The sequence below is a fragment of the Streptomyces thermocarboxydus genome (genome assembly GCF_024760485.1).
GTDB classification, from domain to species: Bacteria; Actinomycetota; Actinomycetes; order Streptomycetales; family Streptomycetaceae; genus Streptomyces; species Streptomyces cellulosae.
The window spans coordinates 1,477,624-1,499,174 of record NZ_CP058273.1 but is presented as its reverse complement, the minus strand read 5'-3'; the positions used below and the strand labels follow the sequence as shown (position 1 = coordinate 1,499,174).

At 71.5% G+C, this 21,551-nt stretch carries 21 protein-coding genes; 11 read left to right on the top strand and 10 right to left on the bottom strand.

What is annotated here, in order from left to right:
* Positions 1-29: 29 nt before the first annotated feature.
* From AY578_RS07045 to AY578_RS07025, 5 genes are all read right to left on the bottom strand, one after another.
* The gene (locus AY578_RS07045; protein WP_136239442.1) at positions 30-1,013 is read right to left on the bottom strand and encodes a DEDDh family exonuclease; all 984 of its coding nucleotides are present in this window, start codon (positions 1,011-1,013) and stop codon (positions 30-32) included.
* A 110-nt stretch (positions 1,014-1,123) separates the two neighbouring features.
* Positions 1,124-2,104: a CopD family protein gene (locus tag AY578_RS07040; protein WP_240801103.1), complete on the bottom strand. Its 981-nt coding sequence runs from the start codon at positions 2,102-2,104 to the stop codon at positions 1,124-1,126.
* Between the two features lie 97 nt (positions 2,105-2,201).
* The gene (locus tag AY578_RS07035; protein WP_136239443.1) at positions 2,202-3,563 is read right to left on the bottom strand and encodes a CoA transferase; all 1,362 of its coding nucleotides are present in this window, start codon (positions 3,561-3,563) and stop codon (positions 2,202-2,204) included.
* Between the two features lie 92 nt (positions 3,564-3,655).
* On the bottom strand, positions 3,656-5,182 hold the full coding sequence (locus AY578_RS07030; RefSeq protein ID WP_258902181.1) for a S8 family peptidase: 1,527 nt from the start codon (positions 5,180-5,182) through the stop codon (positions 3,656-3,658).
* 61 nt (positions 5,183-5,243) lie between these two features.
* Positions 5,244-6,773, bottom strand: coding sequence for a S8 family peptidase (locus AY578_RS07025; protein WP_019522115.1), 1,530 nt, complete (start codon positions 6,771-6,773; stop codon positions 5,244-5,246).
* A gap of 266 nt (positions 6,774-7,039) precedes the next feature.
* Between AY578_RS07025 and AY578_RS07020 the strand changes: the two genes are divergently transcribed.
* From AY578_RS07020 to moaA, 3 genes are all read left to right on the top strand, one after another.
* Positions 7,040-7,396 (top strand): DUF485 domain-containing protein, encoded by a 357-nt coding sequence (locus AY578_RS07020; RefSeq protein ID WP_019522114.1) that lies wholly within the window; start codon positions 7,040-7,042, stop codon positions 7,394-7,396.
* Positions 7,393-9,021, top strand: a complete 1,629-nt coding sequence (locus AY578_RS07015) for a monocarboxylic acid transporter (RefSeq protein ID WP_019522113.1) — start codon at positions 7,393-7,395, stop codon at positions 9,019-9,021. Before AY578_RS07020 ends, AY578_RS07015 begins: the two co-directional genes overlap by 4 nt.
* Positions 9,022-9,179: 158 nt before the next feature.
* Positions 9,180-10,169, top strand: coding sequence for a GTP 3',8-cyclase MoaA (gene moaA / locus AY578_RS07010; RefSeq protein ID WP_136239445.1), 990 nt, complete (start codon positions 9,180-9,182; stop codon positions 10,167-10,169).
* Positions 10,170-10,217: 48 nt separating this feature from the next.
* Here moaA and AY578_RS07005 read toward each other — a convergent pair whose 3' ends face one another.
* Together AY578_RS07005 and AY578_RS07000 are read right to left on the bottom strand one after the other, a co-directional pair.
* Positions 10,218-10,445 (bottom strand): hypothetical protein, encoded by a 228-nt coding sequence (locus AY578_RS07005; RefSeq protein WP_019522111.1) that lies wholly within the window; start codon positions 10,443-10,445, stop codon positions 10,218-10,220.
* Positions 10,446-10,688: 243 nt separating this feature from the next.
* Positions 10,689-11,084, bottom strand: a complete 396-nt coding sequence (locus tag AY578_RS07000; RefSeq protein ID WP_019522110.1) for a DUF3099 domain-containing protein — start codon at positions 11,082-11,084, stop codon at positions 10,689-10,691.
* Positions 11,085-11,286: 202 nt separating this feature from the next.
* Between AY578_RS07000 and AY578_RS06995 the strand changes: the two genes are divergently transcribed.
* Positions 11,287-11,571, top strand: a complete 285-nt coding sequence (locus AY578_RS06995) for a GlsB/YeaQ/YmgE family stress response membrane protein (protein WP_019522109.1) — start codon at positions 11,287-11,289, stop codon at positions 11,569-11,571.
* Positions 11,572-11,637: 66 nt separating this feature from the next.
* On the opposite strand, the gene tyrS is transcribed toward AY578_RS06995, so the two are convergent.
* The 3 genes from tyrS to AY578_RS06980 all read right to left on the bottom strand — a co-directional run bounded on the left by tyrS (position 11,638) and on the right by AY578_RS06980 (position 15,920).
* Positions 11,638-12,906 carry a tyrosine--tRNA ligase gene (gene tyrS, locus AY578_RS06990; protein ID WP_019522108.1) on the bottom strand — a complete coding sequence of 423 codons (1,269 nt, stop codon included), beginning with the start codon at positions 12,904-12,906 and terminating at the stop codon, positions 11,638-11,640.
* A 66-nt stretch (positions 12,907-12,972) separates the two neighbouring features.
* Positions 12,973-14,367 (bottom strand): metallopeptidase TldD-related protein, encoded by a 1,395-nt coding sequence (locus AY578_RS06985; protein WP_028960738.1) that lies wholly within the window; start codon positions 14,365-14,367, stop codon positions 12,973-12,975.
* Positions 14,364-15,920, bottom strand: a complete 1,557-nt coding sequence (locus AY578_RS06980; protein ID WP_019522106.1) for a TldD/PmbA family protein — start codon at positions 15,918-15,920, stop codon at positions 14,364-14,366. The genes AY578_RS06985 and AY578_RS06980 overlap by 4 nt, the downstream gene beginning before the upstream one ends.
* Before the next feature lie 703 nt (positions 15,921-16,623).
* On the opposite strand from AY578_RS06980, the gene AY578_RS06975 reads away from it, so the two are divergent.
* The 7 genes from AY578_RS06975 (at position 16,624) to fabG (ending at position 21,551) form a co-directional block, all read left to right on the top strand.
* Positions 16,624-16,833, top strand: coding sequence for a hypothetical protein (locus AY578_RS06975; RefSeq protein WP_136239447.1), 210 nt, complete (start codon positions 16,624-16,626; stop codon positions 16,831-16,833).
* Between the two features lie 373 nt (positions 16,834-17,206).
* Positions 17,207-18,217 (top strand): McrB family protein, encoded by a 1,011-nt coding sequence (locus tag AY578_RS06970; RefSeq protein ID WP_258902180.1) that lies wholly within the window; start codon positions 17,207-17,209, stop codon positions 18,215-18,217.
* Positions 18,214-18,675 carry a 5-methylcytosine-specific restriction endonuclease subunit McrB gene (locus AY578_RS06965; protein WP_052183352.1) on the top strand — a complete coding sequence of 154 codons (462 nt, stop codon included), beginning with the start codon at positions 18,214-18,216 and terminating at the stop codon, positions 18,673-18,675. The genes AY578_RS06970 and AY578_RS06965 overlap by 4 nt, the downstream gene beginning before the upstream one ends.
* On the top strand, positions 18,672-19,931 hold the full coding sequence (locus tag AY578_RS06960; protein WP_258902179.1) for an McrC family protein: 1,260 nt from the start codon (positions 18,672-18,674) through the stop codon (positions 19,929-19,931). The genes AY578_RS06965 and AY578_RS06960 overlap by 4 nt, the downstream gene beginning before the upstream one ends.
* Positions 19,932-20,009: 78 nt before the next feature.
* On the top strand, positions 20,010-20,294 hold the full coding sequence (locus AY578_RS06955) for a type II toxin-antitoxin system Phd/YefM family antitoxin (RefSeq protein WP_019522103.1): 285 nt from the start codon (positions 20,010-20,012) through the stop codon (positions 20,292-20,294).
* Positions 20,295-20,299: 5 nt separating this feature from the next.
* Positions 20,300-20,686, top strand: a complete 387-nt coding sequence (locus AY578_RS06950) for a type II toxin-antitoxin system VapC family toxin (RefSeq protein ID WP_078504475.1) — start codon at positions 20,300-20,302, stop codon at positions 20,684-20,686.
* Between the two features lie 160 nt (positions 20,687-20,846).
* Entirely contained in the window at positions 20,847-21,551 is a 705-nt protein-coding gene (gene fabG, locus AY578_RS06945) for a 3-oxoacyl-[acyl-carrier-protein] reductase (protein WP_019522101.1), read from the top strand.

Genomic DNA, 21,551 nt, shown 5'->3' with positions numbered 1-21,551 from the left:
CCCGCGCGCCTTCCCGCGCCCGGGGGCGGTCAGGTCTCCGAGGCGGGCTCGACGTCCGCGAGGAGCTGGCCGAAGGCGGCCTCGTCGACCACCGGCGTGCCGAACTGGCGGGCCTTGACCGTCTTCGACGTGCCCGAGTCCGGGTCGTTGGTCACCAGGAGGCTGGTGAGCCGGGACAGGCTCGTCGCCACGTGCAGCCCTGCCTCGGTCGCCCGGTCCTCCAGGAGGTCGCGCTCGGTGGACGTGTCCCCGGAGAACGCCACCCGCATGCCCTGCTTGAGACGCTTGCCCGGTTCATACCGGCCTGGGTTGGGATAGGGGCATGCGGGTCTTTTGCGGGAGGGGCGCCAACTGGAGGGCGCCCGCCCGCCGTAGGAGGCCTGCTGCCCGACGCGCGGCCGGTCCGACCACTCGGTGAGGGGCCGGCACTCGTGCAGCGGCAGCCGCACGCCGCCCGCCGCGGCGGCCCGCAGACTCGGCCGGAACGCCTCCGCCAACACGCGCGCGTCGTCCAGCGCGTGGTGCGCCCGGCGCTGCACCACGCCGAAGTGCGCCGCGAGCGACTCCAGCTTGTGGTTGGGAAGCGGCAGCCTCAGCTCCTTCGACAGGGCGATGGTGCACAGCCGTTGTCTCACCGGGGCCTCGCTGCGCGCGCGGGCGTACTCCCGGGCGATCATCTGCCAGTCGAACACCGCGTTGTGCGCCACCAGGACGCGGCCCTCCAGGCGCGCCGCGAGCTCCGCCGCGACCTCCTGGAAGAGGGGCGCGCCCTCGAGCACGTCGCTCGTCAGCCCGTGTATCCACACCGGGCCCGGGTCGCGCTCCGGGTTGACCACGGTGTACCAGTGGTCCTCGACCTCGCCGCGCGCGTCCAGCCGGTAGACGGCCGCGGAGATGATGCGGTCGTCCCGGGCCAGCCCCGTCGTCTCCACGTCGACGACCGCGTATCCCTGCGGATACGCGGCCGGCCACGCGGTGGGGGAGGCGGCTGCGGCGGTGAGGTCTTCGAGCATGGTTCATGAGGATACGGCCCGCTACTGACAGGCCTGTCCGTCAGGTCCCCCGTGCGGCGCGTCCGTTCACGACGCGCGCGTGACGGCGCGTACGACGGCGTGCGGGGCGGTCACCAGCGGATCGGCACCGGCAGCGCGGTCAGCAGTCCCGACACCGCGACCACCAGGGCGAGTACGCACACCTCCGCCCGCGCGGGTGAACGCGCGGTCAGCGGATCGGCCGCCCGCGCCAGCCGCACCCGCGCCCACAGGGCCAGCGCGGACACGCCCGCCATCAGGACCACCTTGGCGAGCAGGACACGCCCGTACGCGGTGTCCGTCAGCTGCTCCAGGACCGTCCCGGGCGGCATCCTGCGCAGTGAACTGCACACCCCTGTCGCGGTGATGGCGGTGAGCAGGACGAGCGCCACGCGCGCGTAACGCCCCAGCAGCGCCGTGCTTGCCTCCACGCGCCCCCACAGCCGCAGCGTGCGCAGGACGTGCGGCAGGCCGCCCGCCCACAGCGACGCGCACGTCAGATGCACCAGCGTCAGCCCGGAACCGACGAGCGGGCTGTACTCGGTCGTCGGGTGCGCGCGCAGCGCCTCGGCGACGACGACCGCCGCCAGCGGCAGGATCTGGGTGACGGGACGACGGGACGCGGAGCACAGGGCCGCCGCGAGGAAGCCGTTGACCTCCAGCAGGGCGAGCTTGCCGTCCCGCGTCTCGTAGAGCCCGCCCACGTCGATGTCGGCGGGACTGCTGGGTACGAGGTTGCCGGTCGCCACCACGGACGCCAGCCCCAGAGCGGCCACGAGACCCACGGAGTTGGCGACGGTCGACCAACTCCGCGGCAGGACGGGCGGCGCGCCGGGAAGCGTGCGCGCCAGCCGCACGGCGAACAGCTCGCCCAGGGGCGCGGCGAGCGCGGCGAACAGCACGGCACGCAGCAGGGCGATGCCCCCGGTCCCGGGCGCGTCCGCCTCCCCGGTGCCGTGCAGCGCGGGCGACGGCCCGAGCAGGGGTATCAGCGCACCGAGCACCACCAGGACGAGCACGGCCACGGCCCGCCACCGCCCACCGGACGCCTTGGCCGCCCGGGACCGGGACATGGATGTCGTCGGAGTCACCCCAGGATCTTCACAAGATCACACAGAGCGGGGCAAGTGGCGGGAGATATGCGGACTTTGTTCCCCCGCTACGGCCCGCTCACAGCCACCGCGCCGCGTCCGCCCCCCACACCCCCGGCCCCCGCGCCCAGTCACGCGGCCCGCCCACGAACTCCACCGGGGGCAGGGCGTACCGCAACCGCCCGAGCGGGCTGTCCCGTTCCGCGAGCCACGGTGCGGCAGGCACCTCGCCCCCGTGTACGGCGTCACCCGAACCGCTCGCCACAAGTTCCCGCGCCGTCCGCGCCAGCGCCACCCGCACCGACCGGCTGCCGCCCTCGTCCGCCTGGTCCGCCACGGCCCGCAGCACCCCTGCGGCGAGCAGGTATCCCGTGCCGTGGTCCAGCGCCTGCGCGGGCAGCGCGCCCGGGCGGTCCTTCCCGCCCTCGATGTGCGCGATGCCCGTCGCCACCTGGACCAGGCTGTCGAAGCCACGCCGTCCCGCCCACGGCCCGGTCGCGCCCCACGCGGACAGCTGTGCCACGACCACCCCCGGCCGCCGCTCGGCCAGCGCCTCCGCGCTCAGCCCGAAGCGGTCCAGGGCGCCCGGCCGGTACCCGGTGACGACCACGTCCGCGGACGCCAGCAGCTCCTCGAACACCTCCCGCCCGGAGGCCAGATCCAGCAGCGCCGACCGCTTCCCGAAGCCCGTGTCGGTGTGCTGGTCGGGCAGTTCGGGCATCCCGGGCGGGTCAAGGCGCAGCACGTCCGCGCCCAGCAGGGCGAGCGTGCGGGTGGCGATCGGCCCGGCGATGACCCGGGTGAGGTCCAGCACCCGCAGCCCCGCCGCCGGCAGCAGCGGATCCCCGCCCACCGCCGGAAACTCCCGCGCGGGCGCCGTGTCCAGCCGTACCCGCTCCACCAGCGGCAGCCGTGCCACCGCCGCCGACTGCCCGTGCGCCGCCCACTCCTCGGGCGTCCGCAGGGCGACGGCCAGACCGCCCGCCGCGGTGACCGTCTCCTCCACCTCCCGCGCCGGCCTCCCGGCGAGCACCTCGGCCACCGCGTCCGGGTCCTTCGGCGCGCCCAGCGCGGAGAGCAGCCGCGCCCGGTGGTGCGGATAGTTGGCGTGGGTGCGCACCCACCCGTCCGCCGTGCGCCAGAACCGCGACAGCGGGGCGAAACTCTCGGCGGCCCGCCCGTCGACCCGCAGATGACGCTCACTCACGAACGCCGTGGCCACCGCCCCGTCGTCCACCCGCACCGCCGGAACCTCACCGCCGCCGGTGCGCCGGGCCGCGAGCTCGGCGGCCGCCAGCGCGCACACGCCGACGCACGCCCTCGCGAACTCCCGCACGGGCAGCCGCGAGGGCAGCACCCCGGGCCGTTCGACGGCGGTCACCCGCGACACCAGGGCGGGATCGCCGCCGAGACCGGACCAGAAGGACGCGAGACGAGTCATGGCCCTACTGTGCAGCACCCCGCGGCCGGGCGGACGAGAGGGGCCGGGCGCATCCGCCCGGCCCCTCCCTGAAACGCCCTACGGAGCGATGACTACCGCGTCACCGCGTCCAGCGCGTCCGCCATGCCCCAGCCGTAGAAGCCGTTGCGGTTCTTCGGGCCCTCGCACACCGCGTCGGCCTTGCCGTCGTTGTCGATGTCGTACGGCTTGGTGCAGGCGGTGGCGTCGGCGTGCGCGTACAGCAGGGCCTTCACCAGCGCCGGCGGCGCGTACGGGTGCCGCGACTTGATCAGCGCGGCGACGCCCGCGACGTGCGGGGACGCCATCGACGTACCGGCCATGTAGCCCCAGCGGCCGCCGGGCAGCGTGCCCAGGATCAGACCGCTGGTGGCGGGCGGCGCGGGGGTCTGCAGGGCCGTCGAGTCACCGCCGGGCGCGGCGATGTCGATGATCCCGAGGCCGTAGTTGGAGAACGACGACTTCCAGCCCTTCGCGCCGGTCGACGCGACCGTCACCACGCCCGGGATCTGCGTGGGGATGTCCAGGCACTCCGACGGGTCGATCACCCGGTCCGACGGGGTGCCGTCGTTCGGCGAGGACGGGTCGGTGATCTCGTCGGAGGAGAGGTCGTAGTTCTCGTTGCCCGCCGCCGCGACGTTGACCGCGCCCTTGCGCTCCGCGTACCGCGTGGCCCGGGAGACGGCCTCGACGAGCGCCTTCTGGTCCGGGTCGTCGGTGCAGTTGAAGTACCAGGGGTCGGTGTAATAGCTGTTGTTGGTGACGTCGACCCCGTGCTCGGCCGCCCACATGAAGCCGCACACCACGGCCTCGGTGTAGAAGTAGCCGTCCGGGTTGGACACCTTGATGCCGGAGACCTTCACCCCGGGGGCGACACCGGTCATGCCGATGCCGTTCTTCGCGGCGGCGATCTCACCGGCGACGTGCGTGCCGTGCGGGCTCTCGGCCGCGCCCGGACGCCAGGCGCCCTCGCTGGTGTCGGGCTTGCCCGCCACGCAGTTCACCGACGCGGCCCGGTCGAAGTTGGGCGCGATGTCGGGGTGGGTGTCGTCGACGCCCGTGTCGATGACGGCGACGGTCACCTCGGAGGAGCCCAGCGACTTCTCGTGCGCCTTGTCCGCCTTGATGGCGGGCAGGTCCCACTGGAGGTTCTGCAGCGGGTCCTGGCCCTCGGCGGCCTCCTGCGTCGCCTCGGCGACCTCGGCGGCGCTGAGCACCTTCGGGGAGCCCAGGTCCGTGGTGGCCGCCGACGGCAGCGGCGCGTTGCGGGTGGCGCCGGCGGACTGCACGCCCGGCGTCTTGCGGATCGTCTTCGCGAAGTCGGCGTCCGACGCGTGGACGACGATCACGCCGATCTTGTCGTACGACGTCACGATCGTCCCGCCGGCCTTGGCGATCGCCTTCTTCACGTGCGCCGGCGCGCCGTGCCCGCCCTGCACGTTGACCACGTAGCTCAGCGAGGCCGCGTCCGAGGCGGCGGCCCCCTGGTGGGCGGGGGCGGCCGTGGCGGCCGTGTTCGGCAGGAACGCGAGCGCGGTCGCCAGGGCCATGCCGGCCGGGACGGCCAGCGCCCGGCGATGGCGCGGGTGAGACGCTGTCATGAAGTCTCCAGTTCGTTCACGTTGACGTGCGGTCGGTACGGCGGGCGTGCGGGTGCCCGGCTCACTTGACGGCGCGCAGGGCGTCCACGATGCCGTGACCATAGAAGCCGTTGACCTGGCGGCCGCCCTCGCATGCCGCGTCCTGCGTGCCGTCACCGTCCTGGTCGTACGACGCGGGGCAGCCCGGGTTGTTCGCCTGCGCCTTGAGCAGCGCCTGCAGGGCCGCCGGGGGCAGCCACGGGTGCTTGGACTTCAGCAGCGCCGCGACGCCGGCCGCGTGCGGGGAGGCCATCGAGGTGCCCTGCAGCCAGGCGTACTGGCCGTCCGGCATGGTCGAGAGGATGCGGCCGTTCTTCGACGGGGTGTCCGGCAGTTGGTACCGGCTGTCGCCGCCCGGCGCGGCCACGTCGATGACGCCCTTGCCGTACGAGGAGTAGTACGACTTGAGGTTCTCGGAGCCGGTCGCGCTGATCGTGACGACGCCCGGGAGCTGCGTGGGCACGTCGAAGCACTCGCCCGGGTCGATGGTGCGCGGCACCGGGGTGGTGTCGTTGGGGCTGGACGCGTCGTCGATCGCGTCCGAGGCCAGGTCGTGGTTGGAGTTGCCGGCCGAGGCGAAGTGCAGGGTGCCCTTGCGCTGGGCGTACAGCTGGGCGCGGTTGACCGCGTCGACGATGGCCCGCTGGTCGGGGTCGTCCATGCAGTTGTACATCCACGGGTCGACGTAGTAGCTGTTGTTCGTGATCTCGACGCCGTGATCGGCGGCGAACACGAACGCGCAGACGACGGCCTCCGCGTAGAACAGCCCGTTGGCGGGGTCGGTGACGTTGATCGCCGAGACCTTCACGCCGGGCGCGACACCGGCGACGCCGACGCCGTTGCGCGCGGCGGCGATCTCACCGGCCACGTGCGTGCCGTGGTAGTCGTCCGCGGTGTACGGCCGCCAGGCGCCCGGGGTGGTGTCCGGGGCGCCGCCGAAGCAGTTGGCGGACTGCGACGCCGAGAAGTTCGGGGCGAGGTCCGGGTGGGTGTCGTCGACGCCGGTGTCGATGACGGCGACCGTGACGTTCCTGCTGCCCGGGTTGATCTTGGCGGCCTTGTCGGCGCCGATGGCGCGCAGGTCCCACTGGTCGGCCTCGAGCGGCTCGCTGTCCGGCGTCTTCGCCGAGGCGGCCTCCAGCTTCGCGGCGTCGGCGGCCGTCAGGTACTCGGCGGAGCCGGCGTCCGTCGTCCCGGCCGGGGCCAGCGGTGCGGTGCGGGTGGCGCCGGCCGACTGCACGCCGGGGACCGCACGGAGGGTCTTCGCGAAGTCGGCGTTCGCGGACCGGACGACGATGACGCCGATCTTCTCGTACGCGATGACGACCTCGCCGTCCGCCGCGGCGACCGCCTTCTTCACCTTGGCGACCGTGCGGTGGTCCGCCTTGGTGTTGACGACGTACGACAGGACGGGCGCGTCGGCCGCCTGCTCCGCCGTGGCCGTGGCCGGGGCGGCCGACGCCGCCGCGGGCAGGAAGCCGAGCGAGGCGGTCAGCGACAGCACGACGGGAACGGCGAGGGCGAGGCGGCGTCTGGAACGCAGATGAGCCATGGGGTCTCCACATCATCCGGAAACGAAACCGGCCCGAGACAGGGGTGGCTGCCCGGGCAGGTACATGACGGGTGGTGCAGGGCGAAGCTATCCCGCCCGTCCGCTGGCCAGCAATGATTTGGGTGCAACGTCTTCGGAAAACGTCCACGGAAAAGAACCGAACCGAGTTGAACCGGTCCTCGCGTGGCGCCGTGCCCTTGGGCAGGAAGCGCGAGGACACTCGCCTTCGTCGACGCAACAACCGACCCGCAACGCGAGGAGACTCCGTGGCCGCCGAAGCACCGCCCCCCTCGACAGAGAAAGCCGCACTCCCCACACCGGAGGAGTTCACCGAGGTTCAGGAGAGCGCTGAGTTCGGTGAACTACGCCGCTCGCACCGTTCGTTCGCCTTTCCGCTGACCATCGGCTTCATCGTCTGGTACCTGCTGTACGTGCTGCTGTCCAACTACGCGGGCGGCTTCATGGGCACCAAGGTCGCCGGCCACATCAACGTGGCCTTCGTCTTCGGCGTGCTGCAGTTCGTCAGCACCTTCCTCATCGCCTGGTGGTACTCCAAGCACGCCGCCGCCAAGCTCGACCCCAAGGCCGAGGCCATCAAGACCCGTATGGAGGGCGGCGCATGAGCCCCGCGATCACCCACGTCACCCTCGCCGCGAACGAGGCCAGCGAGCACCGGCCGCTGATCATCACGCTGTTCGCGCTGTTCGTCCTCGCCACCCTCGGCATCACCGTGTGGGCCGGCCGGCAGACCAAGGACGCCGCCGACTTCTACGCGGGCGGACGGCAGTTCAGCGCCTTCCAGAACGGACTCGCCGTCTCCGGCGACTACATGTCCGCCGCGTCCTTCCTCGGCATCGCCGGCGCGATCGCCCTCTTCGGCTACGACGGCTTCCTCTACTCCATCGGCTTCCTGGTCGCCTGGCTCGTCGCCCTGCTGCTCGTCGCCGAGCCGCTGCGCAACTCCGGCCGCTACACGATGGGCGACGTCCTCGCCTACCGCATGCGCCAGCGCCCGGTCCGCACCGCGGCCGGCACCTCCACGATCGTCGTGTCGATCTTCTACCTGCTGGCCCAGATGGCGGGCGCGGGCGTGCTCGTCTCCCTGCTGCTCGGCATCACCTCCGACGCCGGGAAGGTCCTCATCGTCGCCCTGGTCGGCGTCCTGATGATCGTGTACGTCTCCATCGGCGGCATGAAGGGCACCACCTGGGTGCAGATGGTCAAGGCCGTGCTGCTCATCGGCGGCACGATCCTCATCACCTTCCTGGTGCTGCTGAAGTTCAACTTCAACATCTCCGACCTGCTGGGCAAGGCCGCCGAGAACAGCGGCAAGGGCGACGCCTTCCTGGAGCCCGGCCTCCAGTACGGCGCCGACAACCTCACCAAGCTGGACTTCCTCTCCCTGGGCATCGCCCTGGTGCTCGGCACCGCCGGCCTGCCGCACATCCTGATCCGCTTCTACACGGTGCCGAACGCCAAGGCCGCCCGTAAGTCCGTGAACTGGGCCATCGGCATCATCGGCGGCTTCTACCTGATGACCATCGCGCTGGGCTTCGGCGCGGCGGCACTCATCTCGCAGGACGAGATCATCGCGTCCAACCCGTCGGGCAACACGGCGGCGCCGCTGCTCGCCCTGCACATCGGCGGCGTCGACTCGGCCTGGGGCGCGATCCTGCTCGCCACCATCTCGGCGGTCGCGTTCGCCACCATCCTCGCCGTGGTCGCGGGACTCACCCTGGCCTCGTCGTCGTCCTTCGCGCACGACATCTACGCCAACGTCATCCGCAAGGGGAAGGCCACCGAGAAGGAGGAGATGAAGGCGGCCCGCTGGGCGACCGTCCTCATCGGGATCGTCTCCATCGCGCTCGGCGCCCTCGCCCGCGACCTGAACGTCGCCGGCCTGGTCGCCCTGGCCTTCGCGGTCGCCGCCTCCGCCAACCTGCCGACCATCCTCTACAGCCTGTTCTGGAAGCGGTTCACCACCCAGGGCGCGCTGTGGTCGATCTACGGCGGTCTGATCGTCGCCGTCGGCCTGGTGCTGTTCTCGCCGGTCGTCTCCGGCGACCCGAAGGCGATGTTCCCGGACGTCGACTTCGCCTGGTTCCCGCTGAAGAACCCGGGCATCATCTCCATCCCGTTCGGCTTCCTGATGGGCTGGCTGGGCACCGTCCTGTCCAAGGAGGAGCCCGACGCCAAGAAGTACGCGGAGCTGGAGGTCCGGTCGCTGACCGGCACCGGCGCCCACTGAGTCACCTGCCTTCGACGGCCGCGTCGCGGGGACCCTCGTAGGTCCCTACGACGCGGCCGTCGGCATCTCGTCACTTCCCGTCGCTGGGTGTTGTCGGCGGCGTCACGTACGCTCGCAGGTACCGGACATCAGTGATCGGCGTACAGGGAGGGGCCCACGTGCTCATCGACACCTACGGCAGGGTGGCGACCGACCTGCGGGTCTCGCTGACCGACCGGTGCAACCTGCGCTGCACGTACTGCATGCCCGAGGAGGGGCTGCAGTGGCTCGCCAAGCCGGATCTGCTCACCGACGACGAGATCGTCCGGCTCATCGACGTCGCGGTCACCTCCCTGGGCATCGAGGAGGTGCGCTTCACCGGCGGCGAGCCCCTGCTCCGCCCCGGCCTGGTCGGCATCGTGGAGCGCGTCGCCGCCCTCGAGCCCCGCCCGCAGATGTCCCTCACCACCAACGGCATCGGGCTGCGCCGCACGGCGGCAGCGCTGAAGGCGGCCGGCCTGGACCGGGTCAACGTCTCGCTCGACACGCTGCGCCCCGACGTCTTCAAGACCCTCACCCGCCGCGACCGCCACCAGGACGTCCTGGACGGCCTGCACGCGGCCCGTGAGGCCGGTCTGACGCCCGTGAAGGTCAACTCGGTCCTCATGACGGGGCTCAACGACGACGAGGCCCCCGACCTGCTCGCCTGGGCCGTGGAGCACGACTACGAACTGCGCTTCATCGAGCAGATGCCGCTGGACGCCCAGCACGGCTGGAAGCGCGACGGCATGATCACCGCGGGGGACATCCTCGCCTCCCTGCGCACCCGCTTCGAGCTGACCCCCGAGGGGCAGGAGAAGCGCGGCTCCGCCCCCGCCGAGCGCTGGCTGGTCGACGGCGGCCCGCACCGGGTGGGCGTCATCGCCTCCGTCACCCGGCCGTTCTGCTCCGCCTGCGACCGCACCCGCCTCACCGCCGACGGACAGGTCCGCACCTGTCTGTTCGCCACCGAGGAGACCGACCTGCGGGCGGCCCTGCGCTCCGGCGCGGACGACGAGGAGATCGCCCGCATCTGGAAGCTCGCCATGTGGGGCAAGAAGGCGGGCGCCGGCCTCGACGACCCGACCTTCGTCCAGCCGGACCGCCCGATGTCCGCCATCGGCGGCTGAGCGCCCGGCCGCTCCAGCCGCGGCGGAGAAGGTGTCCGCCCGTGGGCTTCAGGCCCCCTCCGGGGCCTCCCACTCCTCGAAGCGGACCACGTCCTTCAGGAAGCCGCGCACCCCGAGGAACTGCGCCAGGTGTTCCCGGTGCTCCTCGCAGGCCAGCCACGTCTTGCGCCGCTCCGGCGTGTGGATCTTCGGGTTGTTCCAGGCCAGCACCCACTCGGCGGGCGCGCGGCAGCCCTTCGCGGAGCAGATGGGCGTCTCGGGGTCAGGGTTGATCACCGTCCGACCCTAACCCGTGTCCCGGGGGGAGGAACCGCCCCGGGAAAAGGCGACGCCGAGCAGCCACGGGGGGAGCTGCCCGGCGTCGGTCTGTCGCTCCGACGGGGGATGCGGAGCGCGTACGAAGTATGTCATGGGTCACCCCGCCCCCGGCACCGAAAGAACATGATTGATCTGAGGTTTCTTTGAGCTTGACCGGGAAGTCACTTCCGCTCCCGGCGTTCCGTGCTCACACCTCGCTGCTCAGGAGCGTCCCGGATCCTCGGATCGTGCGCCCGGCGCCGTCTGCGACGGCACTTCTTCCGCATCGGGTTCCGTCGGACCGTCGTTCGTCCGGGGCGGTGCGATCATCGGCTTCATCGGGGCCGTCACGAAGGTCGACGGCAGGGACGGCGTGTTCTCCCGCCCCGCGTTGGCGATCACCACGGCGATGTAGGGCAGGACCGCCCCGAGCACCAGCGCCACGATCGCGACGTGCCGCTCCACGTTCCACAGGGTGGCCGCCAGGATGACCGAGATCGTGCGAACGGTCATCGAGATCACGTACCGGCGCTGCCGCCCTCGCACGTCCTCCTGGAGGCCCGCCCGGGCGCCCGTGATCCGGAACACCTGAGCGCCGCCGCCACGCTGCTTCCGCATCACATTCCACCATCCGCCCGCATCGGACCCTTCCGGACAAGGCCAACGGTACGCCGCGCACCTGCCGCTCACGAGAGCGGGTCGCCCCGCCCCGCGCAGGCCGGCTGCGCCGTCCCGCGTACGGCATGTCCGACATGCGGCGTACCGCGACTGGGCCGACACTTGCCGTAATGCTCGCGTCAAGTCGTACGAGGAGGCAGCCATGGGCTGGTTGTGGGCGATCATCGTGGGATTCGTGCTCGGCCTGCTCGCCAAGGCGGTGATCCCCGGCAAGCAGCACCTCCCGCTGTGGCTCGCCACCATCTGCGGCATGATCGGCGCCGTCGTCGGCAACGCCATCGCGCGCGGCTTCGGCATCGAGGAGACCCGGGGCATCGACTGGGGGCGGCACATCTTCCAGCTCGGCGCGGCCATCGTCGTCGTGCTGTTCGCGGAGATGATCTACAACTCCATGCAGCGCAGGAAGCACGAACGTCAGCGGGTCTGACAGGCCCGCCGGACACGCGTGAGGGGCGGGTCCGCACGGGACCCGCCCCTCACGCACACCGCGGGATCAGCCGGCCGCGACCTCCACGGCCGCCAGGTTCTTCTTGCCGCGGCGCAGCACCAGCCAGCGCCCGTGCAGCAGGTCCTCCTTCGCGGGGACGGCGTCCTCGGCGGCCACCTTGACGTTGTTCACGTAGGCGCCGCCCTCCTTCACCGTGCGCCGCGCGGCGGACTTGCTGGGCACCAGGCCGACCTCGGCGAAGAGATCCACCACCGGGCCCAGCTCGGCCACCTTCACGTGCGGCACCTCGGAGAGCGCGGCGGCCAGCGTGCGCTCGTCCAGCTCGCCCAGCTCACCCTGGCCGAACAGCGCCTTCGACGCGGCGATCACGGCGGCGGTCTGGTCGGCGCCGTGCACCAGCGTCGTCAGCTCCTCCGCCAGCGCGCGCTGCGCGGCACGCGCCTGCGGACGCTCTGCCGTCTGCCGCTCCAGCTCCTCCAGCTCCTCACGGGACTTGAAGGACAGGATCCGCATGTAGCCCGAGATGTCCCGGTCGTCCACGTTCAGCCAGAACTGGTAGAACGCGTACGGCGTGGTCATCTCCGGGTCCAGCCAGACGGCGCCGCCCTCGGTCTTGCCGAACTTGGTGCCGTCCGCCTTGGTCATCAGCGGCGTCGCGAAGGCGTGGACCGTGGCGTCCGGCTCAAGGCGGTGGATCAGGTCGAGCCCGGCCGTGAGATTGCCCCACTGGTCGCTGCCGCCCTGCTGCAGCGTGCAGCCGTAGCGGCGGTACAGCTGGAGGAAGTCCATCGCCTGGAGCAGCTGGTAGCTGAACTCCGTGTAGCTGATGCCCTCGGAGGACTCCAGACGCCGGGCGACGGAGTCCTTCGTCAGCATCTTGTTGACGCGGAAGTGCTTGCCGATGTCCCGCAGGAACTCGATCGCGGACAGGTTCGCCGTCCAGTCGAGGTTGTTGACCATCACGGCCGCGTTCTCGCCCTCGAAGGACAGGAACGGCTCGATCTGGCTGCGCAGCCGCTCCACCCAGCCCGCGACGGTCTCCGGCGAGTTCAGCGTGCGCTCGGCCGTCGGCCGCGGGTCGCCGATCTGCCCGGTCGCGCCGCCCACCAGCGCCAGCGGCCGGTGGCCGGCCTGCTGGAGCCGGCGCACGGTGAGCACCTGCACCAGGTGCCCCACGTGCAGCGACGGCGCGGTCGGGTCGAAGCCGCAATAGAACGTGACGGGACCGTCCGCGAGCGCCTTGCGCAAAGCGTCCTCGTCAGTGGACTGGGCGAACAGCCCGCGCCACTTCAGCTCGTCGACGATGTCCGTCACGGTTCTCGTGTCTCCTCGGTGATCTGCGGCCGTACGGGTGACGGCCTGCTGCGAACGTCTACGAGGTTATACGCCCCGGCTGACCGAGCTCATATTGAAATCGGGGATGCGCAGCGCGGGCATCGCGGCCCGGGTGAACCAGTCGCTCCACTCCCGGGGGAGCGTCTTCTCCGTACGGCCCGCCTCGGCCGCCCGGCCCAGCAGGCCCACCGGCGACTCGTTGAACCGGAAGTTGTTCACCTCACCGGTGACCTCGCCGTTCTCCACCAGGTACACGCCGTCCCTGGTCAGCCCCGTGAGCAGCAGCGTCGCCGGGTCCACCTCGCGGATGTACCACAGGCACGTCAGCAGCAACCCCCGCTCGGTGGCGGCGACCATCTCCTCCAGGGAGCGGTCCTCGCCGCCGTCCAGGATCAGGTTGTCGACGGCCGGCGCGGTCGGCAGGCCGGTCAGGCCCGCGCTGTGCCGGCTGGTGGTCAGCCGGTGCAGCTCGCCCTCGCGCACCCAGTCCGTCGCCGACAGCGGCAGCCCGTTGTCGAACACCGACTGGTCGCCGCCGGAGGAGTGCGCGATCACGAACGGCGCCGACTCCAGACCCGGCTCGTGCGGGTCGCTGCGCAGCGTCAGCGGCAGCTCGGTCAGCCGCTCGCCGACGCGGGTGCCGCCGCCCGGCTTGGAGAACACCGTGCGGCCCTCCGCCGCGTCCCGCCCGGACGCCGACCAGAACTGGTAGATCAGCAGGTCCGCCACCGCCGTCGGCGGCAGCAGCGTCTCGTAGCGCCCCGCCGGCAGCTCCAGCCGCCGCTCCGCCCAGCCGAGCCGTACGGCCAGCTCGGCGTCCAGCGCGGCCGGGTCGACGTCCTTGAAGTCGCGGGTGGAGCGGCCCGCCCACGCCGACCGGGTGCGGTCCGGGGACTTGGCGTTGATCTCCAGGGTGCCGTTCGGCTGGTCGTGCCGCAGCCGCAGCCCCGTCGACGTGCCCAGGTAGGTGGAGACCATCTCGTGGTTGGCGAAGCCGTACAGCTCACGCCCGCCGGCCCGTGCCCGCGCGAACGCCTCGCCCAGCGCCGGGGCGAAGTCGGCGAACACCGCGGAGGTCGTCTCCGCGGGCGCCTCGGTGAACTCGGGAGACGGGTCCACGCCCGTCACGAGCGGCTGCGCGTCCTCGGCCGGACCGGCGCCGCGGGCGGCGGCCTCGGCGGCCCGCACCAGCGGCTCCAGTTCGTCCACGGTCACCGCGGACCGCGACACCACCCCGGAGGCCGTCCCCTGGGCCCCGTCCACCGTGGCGATCACGGTGAGGGTGCGCCCGCGGGTCACCCCGTTCGTGGTGAGCGCGTTGCCCGCCCAGCGGAGGTTGGCGGAGGAGTGCTCGTCGGCGATCACGACACAGCCGTCGGACCGGGACAGCTCGAGGGCACGCTCGACGATCTCGTGCGGCTTGGTGGTGCGCGCGCTCATCGCCCGGCCTCCTGCGTGGTGTTGAGGATGTTGACTCCCTTGAACAGGGCGGACGGGCAGCCGTGCGAGACCGCCGCGACCTGGCCCGGCTGGGCCTTGCCGCAGTTGAAGGCGCCGCCCAGGACGTACGTCTGCGGACCGCCGACGGCGGCCATGGAGCCCCAGAAGTCGGTGGTCGTGGCCTGGTAGGCGACGTCCTTCAGCTGGCCGGCCAGCCGGCCGTTCTCGATGCGGTAGAAGCGCTGCCCGGTGAACTGGAAGTTGTAGCGCTGCATGTCGATGGACCACGACCGGTCGCCGACCACGTAGATGCCGCGGTCGACCGACCCGATCAGGTCCTCCGTCGACATCCCGGCCGGGTCGGGACGCAGCGACACGTTGGCCATGCGCTGCACCGGCACATGGCCGGGGGAGTCGGCGAACGCGCACCCGTTGGACCGCTCGAACCCGGTCAGCTTCGCGATCCGCCGGTCCAGCTGGTAGCCGACCAGCGTGCCGTCCTTCACCAGGTCCCAGGACTGCGCCTCGACGCCCTCGTCGTCGTAGCCGACGGTCGCCAGGCCGTGCTCGGCGGTGCGGTCGCCGGTGACGTTCATCAGCTCGGAGCCGTACCTCAGCTTGCCGAGCTGGTCGAAGGTGGCGAACGAGGTGCCCGCGTAGGCGGCCTCGTAGCCGAGGGCGCGGTCCAGCTCGGTGGCGTGCCCGATGGACTCGTGGATGGTGAGCCACAGGTTGGACGGGTCCACCACCAGGTCGTACAGCCCCGGCTCCACGCTCGGCGCGCGCATCTTCTCGGCGAGCAGCTCGGGGATCCGGGCCAGCTCGTCGTCCCAGTCCCAGCCGGTGCCCGTCAGGTACTCCCAGCCGCGTCCGGCCGGCGGCGCGAGGGTGCGCATGGAGTCGAACTCGCCGCTGGACTCGTCGACGGACACCGCCGTCAGCACCGGGTGCAGCCGCACGCGCTGCTGCGTGGTCACGGTCCCGGCGGTGTCCGCGTAGAACTTGTTCTCGTGCACGGTGAGCAGCGAGGCGTCCACATGGTCCACGCCGTTCGCCGCGAGCAGGCGCCGGCTCCACTCGGCCAGCAGCCCGGCCTTCTCCTCGTCGGGCACGGTGAACGGGTCGATCTCGTAGGACGACACCCAGGTCTTGTCGGCGTGCACCGGCTCGTCGGCCAGCTCCACGCTCCCCCACTGCCCGAAAGGCGTGGGAGGTGCCCCCACCTCGCTCCCGGCCGCCTTGATCACCTGCGCGGACAGCTTCGCCATGGCCACCGCCTGGGAGGCGACCTTCGCGGCGGCGTCGAGGGTGAGGTCCACGCCGGACGCGAAGCCCCAGGTGCCGCCGTGCACCACCCGCACCGCGTACCCGAGGTCGGTGGTGTCCGACGAACCGGCGGGCTTGGCGTCCCTCAGCCGCCAGGAGGCGCTGCGCACCCGCTCCAGACGGAAGTCCGCGTGCTCCGCCCCGAGCGCCCGCGCCCGGGCGAGCGCGGCGTCGGCGAGAGCGCGTAGCGGCAGGGCGAGGAACGACTGATCGACTTCATGGGGCACGGGTGGACGTCCCTTCGGGGGCTTGTCTGTGGTGACCATCGGAGGCAGTGAACCACGCAGTGCCCCACGAGGTCCCCCCACGAAGGGAGACGAGGACAGCGAATAGCCGACGAGAGGAGGGGGGCGGGGAAGTAAGGTGGATCAGTTGCGTGGTCCGCTTCTGGTGGGGATCTGTGTCGAGGACGCGGCACGCGATCAGGTAGAGGCAAGTGATCAAGGGGGCCGACCGACCCATGGACGTTTTCGGTGTCCACCATGACCTCATCGCGGAGTACGAGGCGTTCACCAGTTCCCTCGTAGCCGTACGAGACCCGGACATCGAGCGTCACCTTGCCGACGAGCGAGAACGCAAGACCCGCTGGCCCGACCCCGAACTCGCGCTGAACCCCACCTTCCGCAGCGGTGGAACGGTCGCCTCGCTGTGTGACGAGGGTCTGCTGCACCCGATGTGCCAGGAGTACTTCCGGCACAAGAAGCACCCGGACGACCCGGGCAGCCGCACCCTCTCCCTCCACCGGCACCAGCGCGAGGCCATCCTCATGGCCGACCGCGGACGCTCGTACGTGTTGACCACGGGGACCGGCTCGGGCAAGAGCCTGACCTACATCGTGCCGATCGTCCACGAGGTGCTGCGGCACCCGATTCCAGACGAACGGCCCCGACGACAGCCCGGTCACCCCGATCCCTGCGAAGATTGGACGCCGTGCCCAGCGTCACGACCGTCGTCGCCCAGGCCCTGCACACAGCCGCCACCGTCCTGCGCGAGGACGCGCCCCAGGACGGCATGGCCTTCGGGGAGCTGTGGGAACGGGTTTTCGCCCGGAGCCCGGGGCTGAGGGACGACTGGGCGCAGGCAATGCCCGACTCCCCGCCTGCGGCCGGCGCACGCTTCACCCCGGTCGGCCTGGACTGAGCTTGGCCGTCACCCCGTACGCTCAACGCCGCTGGCAGCTGACGGGGGTCGGTGCTGACGCCCTTGACCACTTTCCCGACCCGGTCGATTTCTCCCTGGAGGCGGGCCGGCGCTACCGGACCGCCGGTCGGGTAAGGCACGAACGGTGTCCAGGCTGCTGCGGCCGGCGTCGAGGACTCCTTCCTCGTCGAGCAGGAACGCCACTGGTCGCGCTCGTGGGGCAGCACGGGCAGTCCCGCTCCTGCCTGCCCGTCCTCGCCGAGCACGAGATGCCCGTGGAGGAGGCGCTGGCGGCCGCCAAGCAGTCGCTGGAAGAGACTGCGACTGCGGCGGACGAGGCGCCCCCCCCCGCCAGCTCTGGATCGTCCGGGGCGTGGACGCCGCCACCGGCGTGCCCTTCGTCCGGGGACCCTGGCGCGACGACTCGAAGGTCACCCTCGACACCGGTTTCCCGCCCCCGACCGCGGCGGCCCACAACCTGGACGGTGTCCGCCGGGCCATCGAAACGGCACTCCCCGCCACCGGCCCCGCGCGCAGGGAGGCCGTCGCCCGGGAACTCGACGCCTTCCTCAACCGCATGCGCAAGGGCGACATCGTGCTGTCCACCGACGGCTTCGAGACGTACGTCGGCGTGGTCGACGGCCCGGCGGTCCACGGCGCGGAGCGGCTGGAGCGCCCCGTGGACTGGCGCAACCTGAACAAGCCCCTGGACTTCCTCAAGGACCTGCCCTCCGGCCTCTCCAGTGTCGTCCAGGACGCGGACTCCCAGGCCCTGGAGCCCACCGAGTACGCCGAGACCGTCCTCGCCCTGATCGGCGACATGCCGCGCACCGCCTCGCTGCCCACCGGCCCGGCCGTCCTGCCCGACGCCACCTCCGAACTGGCCGAGGCGCTTCTCATGCCCGACACCACCTGGCTCCAGGACTGCGTCGAACTCCTCCGCGCCACCCCGCAGCTGATCTTCCACGGGCCGCCCGGCACCGGGAAGACGTACACGGCGCTCGCCCTCGCCCGCCATCTGGCCGGCGCCTCCAGCGCCACGAACGTACGCCTCGTCCAGTTCCACCCCGCCTATTCCTACGAGGACTTCTTCGAGGGCATCCGCCCGCGTCCGGGCGGCGGCCCGGACGGCGACGCGGGCAGCGGGCTTGCCTACGACCTGGTCCGGGGCCCGCTGCGCAAGCTCGCCGACGAGGCGGAACGGCGCCCTGCCGAGGTGTTCGTCCTGGTCGTCGACGAGATAAACCGCGGCCACCTGGCGAAGATCTTCGGTGAGCTGTACTTCTTCCTGGAGTACCGCAACGAGCGCGTCCACCTGCTCTACGGCTCCGACGACGGCCGGGTTTCCGTCTCCCGCCCTACCTGTACATCCTCGGCACCATGAACACCGTCGACCGGTCGGTGGCGTACATGGACGCGGCCATGCGCCGCCGCTTCTCCTTCATGGAACTGCACCCCGACACCCCGCCGGTCGCCGGACTGCTGGACTCCTGGCTGCGCAAGCGGACGGAGGAACAGGGCGGGGACCCGGACGCGTACGACGACTCCCACGTCCGCCTCCTCGACGAGATCAACCGCCTCCTCGCCGACGGCAGCCCCGGGGACCGCTCGTTCCGCGTCGGCCCCTCGTACTTCATGCAGGATCTCGCCCACACGGGAGACGGCGCCCTCGAACGACTGTGGAAGACCCAGATCATCCCGCTCCTCACCGAGCACCACTGGGGCGACGGAACCGACGTGGAGGCGGTCTACGGCCTCCCCGCCCTGCGCGCACGACTGAACATCCCGCCGCCCGCGAACGCGGGTTCCGCCGACAGCGCGGACGACTCCGCGAACCAGTGACCGCCCGCCGTACTCAGCCTCGTCACTGCCGCGACGCCGCCCTGCGCGTCGGTCTCGCGGAGGGCGCCGGCTGGACCGTATGGACCCTGACCCCGGCGCAGGTCGCCACGCTCGCCGAGCAGGACCGGCTCCTCCAGATGCATCCGGAGACGGCCACCCGCTGGCGACTGAAGGCCAAGGACCGGGTGGGCTCCGTCCGCCTCGGAGCCGGCGACGGCACGGTCCAGCTGACCATCAGCCCCAAGGTGCCCGTCGACCGGCTCCTGCACCTGATCTCGTACGCCCCCGACCGCGTCGCGTTCGACCCGCGCCCCGTCGCCGCCGACCCCCGTCCCGACCTCCTCCCCGCCCTCGCGCACGCCTTCGTCTCCGCCGCGGACCGTGCTCTGGAACACGGAGTCCTTCACGACTACCGGGAGACGCACGACACGCTGCCTGTCGTCCGGGGCCGCATCCGCCACGCCGACCAGCTCCGCCGCAGACCGGGCGTACCCGTGCCCCTGGAGGTCGTCTACGACGACCACACCCCCGACATACCGGAGAACCGCCTTCTCCTTGCCGCCGCCCGCCGCCTCCTCCGCGTGCCCGGCATCGATCCCGCGCCACGCGCCGCCCTTCAACGCCTCACTGCCCGCCTGGACGGAGTGCGCGTGCTGCCCTCGGGCGCCCCCGCCCCCCGCTGGACGCCCGACCGACGCAACGCCCGCTACGCGCACGCCCTCGCCCTGGCGGAACTCGTCCTGCGCGGTGCCTCGTACGAACTCGGCGACGGCCGGGAGATCGCCGTGGACGGGATGCTGGTCACCATGTGGCGGCTCTTCGAGGCCTATCTCGCCCGAGCCGTCGGGGAGGCGCTGCGCCACCGCGTCGGCGGCAGACCCGAGCCGCAGGACCGGAACTTCTCCCTCGACACCGCCGGCAGGCACGTGCTCAAGCCGGACCTGGTCCACTACCTGCCGTCGCCACGGGACGGGGCGCTCCGCCAGGCCGTGATCCTCGACGCCAAGTTCAAGACCAAGCCCCAGCGGGACGACCTCTACCAGATGACCGCCTACTGCGTACGCCTCGGTCTCACCGAGGGACACCTCGTCTACGCCTCCGGCAGGCCCGGGGTCGTGGAGGTACCGGTGGGGGAAGAGCGGCTGAGGATCTGGCGACACGTCGTCGACCTCTCCCGCCCCTGGCGGGACCTGGCCGCGGACATCGACGCCCTGGCCGAGTCGGTCGACATCGCGCGTGACAGCGGCACCCTCTGAAGGCGAGCACGGCGGGCTGAATGTAGGTACACTCTTGGATATGTACGCACAACCTGCCTGCTCTGAGGGGGGCGCGGTATGAGCACCATTTCCGTCCGCGAGTTCTCGTACAACCCCAGCGCGGTGTTCGCCCGGGTCGAGAAGGGCGAGGCGATCGAGGTCACCCGGCACGGCAACGTCATCGCGATACTGTCACCGGCCGGCAGCCCGATGGAGCGGTACGCGCACCTGGTGGCGCAGGGGAAGATCAAGCTGAAGCCGGTCACCGCCGCCGAGCGCCACAGCATGCCGCACTACGAGGTGCCAGAAGACGTCGATCCGGTTGCGCTCCTGCTGGCCGAGCGTGAAGAGGACGACCGTTGATCTATATGGACACGTCCGCACTGGTCACCTGGATGACCCGACGTAGTCACTGGGGCGCGCTGGACGTTTTCCTGCAGGAGCGGGCCACGGAACCGCTGGCCACCAGCACGCTCGGTTTCGTGGAGACCGTACGGACTCTGGACCTCATGGGGCACTTCCCCAAGGCCCTGGAGGACCTGGACGCCCGGATCACCGAAATTCTCCTCACGCGAGAGGTGCGAGATGCGGCGGCTCTGCTGGTCGGGCGCCTGAGGACCTTGGATGCGGTTCACGTGGCCAGTGCGCTCTCCCTCCGGGACGACCTGACCGTCCTGGTGACCTATGACCGCAGGATGCTCGAGACCGCTCGTGCCGAAGGGCTGTCGGCTCACGCACCCGGTATGGCGGACTGACCGGGGCCACGAACTGTAGGAACCCGACAGGAGGCCACGAGAGCCACTGTCGGTGCCCCGATGTCCCGGGGCGTACCGGGACCGATAGGTTTTCGGTGCAGCCGCCTGTCGTCACGGTGTCCGGGCGGATGGAACAGACCGCTATCGAAGGGGTGATCCGTTGAGCCGCTCGGTTCTCGTCACCGGAGGCAACCGGGGCATCGGCCTCGCCATCGCCCGCGCGTTCGCCGACGCCGGCGACAAGGTCGCCATCACGTACCGCTCGGGTGAGCCCCCGGCCGGCTTCCTCGCCGTCCGGTGCGACATCACCGACGCCGAGCAGGTGGAGCAGGCCTACAAGGAGATCGAGGAGGCGCACGGCCCCGTCGAGGTGCTCGTGGCCAACGCCGGGATCACCCGGGACCAGCTCCTGATGCGCATGACCGAGGAGGACTTCACGTCCGTCCTCGAGACCAACCTCACCGGCACCTTCCGCGTCGTCAAGCGCGCCAACCGCGGCATGCTGCGCGCCCGCAAGGGCCGCGTCGTGCTGATCTCCTCGGTCGTCGGACTGCTGGGCTCCGCGGGGCAGGCCAACTACGCCGCCTCCAAGGCCGGCCTGGTGGGCTTCGCCCGGTCCCTCGCCCGTGAGCTGGGCTCGCGCAACATCACCTTCAACGTCGTCGCGCCCGGTTTCGTCGACACCGACATGACCCGGGAGCTCACCGAGGAGCAGCAGGCGAAGATCCTCGCCCAGGTGCCGCTCGCCCGGTACGCGAAGACCGAGGAGATCGCCGCCGCGGTGCGCTTCCTCGCCTCGGACGACGCCTCGTACATCACTGGAGCCGTCATTCCCGTTGACGGCGGACTGGGAATGGGTCACTGA

Coding starts and splice junctions, on each gene's coding strand:
- AY578_RS07040 (WP_240801103.1), bottom strand. CDS start 2,104: ATGTCCCGGTCCCGGGCGGCCAAGGCGTCCGGTGGGCGGTGGCGGGCC.
- AY578_RS06955 (WP_019522103.1), top strand. CDS start 20,010: ATGAGCACCATTTCCGTCCGCGAGTTCTCGTACAACCCCAGCGCGGTG.
- AY578_RS07030 (WP_258902181.1), bottom strand. CDS start 5,182: ATGACAGCGTCTCACCCGCGCCATCGCCGGGCGCTGGCCGTCCCGGCC.
- AY578_RS06985 (WP_028960738.1), bottom strand. CDS start 14,367: ATGAGCGCGCGCACCACCAAGCCGCACGAGATCGTCGAGCGTGCCCTC.
- AY578_RS06950 (WP_078504475.1), top strand. CDS start 20,300: ATGGACACGTCCGCACTGGTCACCTGGATGACCCGACGTAGTCACTGG.
- AY578_RS07015 (WP_019522113.1), top strand. CDS start 7,393: ATGAGCCCCGCGATCACCCACGTCACCCTCGCCGCGAACGAGGCCAGC.
- AY578_RS06995 (WP_019522109.1), top strand. CDS start 11,287: ATGGGCTGGTTGTGGGCGATCATCGTGGGATTCGTGCTCGGCCTGCTC.
- AY578_RS07025 (WP_019522115.1), bottom strand. CDS start 6,773: ATGGCTCATCTGCGTTCCAGACGCCGCCTCGCCCTCGCCGTTCCCGTC.
- AY578_RS07035 (WP_136239443.1), bottom strand. CDS start 3,563: ATGACTCGTCTCGCGTCCTTCTGGTCCGGTCTCGGCGGCGATCCCGCC.
- AY578_RS07000 (WP_019522110.1), bottom strand. CDS start 11,084: ATGCGGAAGCAGCGTGGCGGCGGCGCTCAGGTGTTCCGGATCACGGGC.
- AY578_RS06965 (WP_052183352.1), top strand. CDS start 18,214: ATGAACACCGTCGACCGGTCGGTGGCGTACATGGACGCGGCCATGCGC.
- AY578_RS07045 (WP_136239442.1), bottom strand. CDS start 1,013: ATGCTCGAAGACCTCACCGCCGCAGCCGCCTCCCCCACCGCGTGGCCG.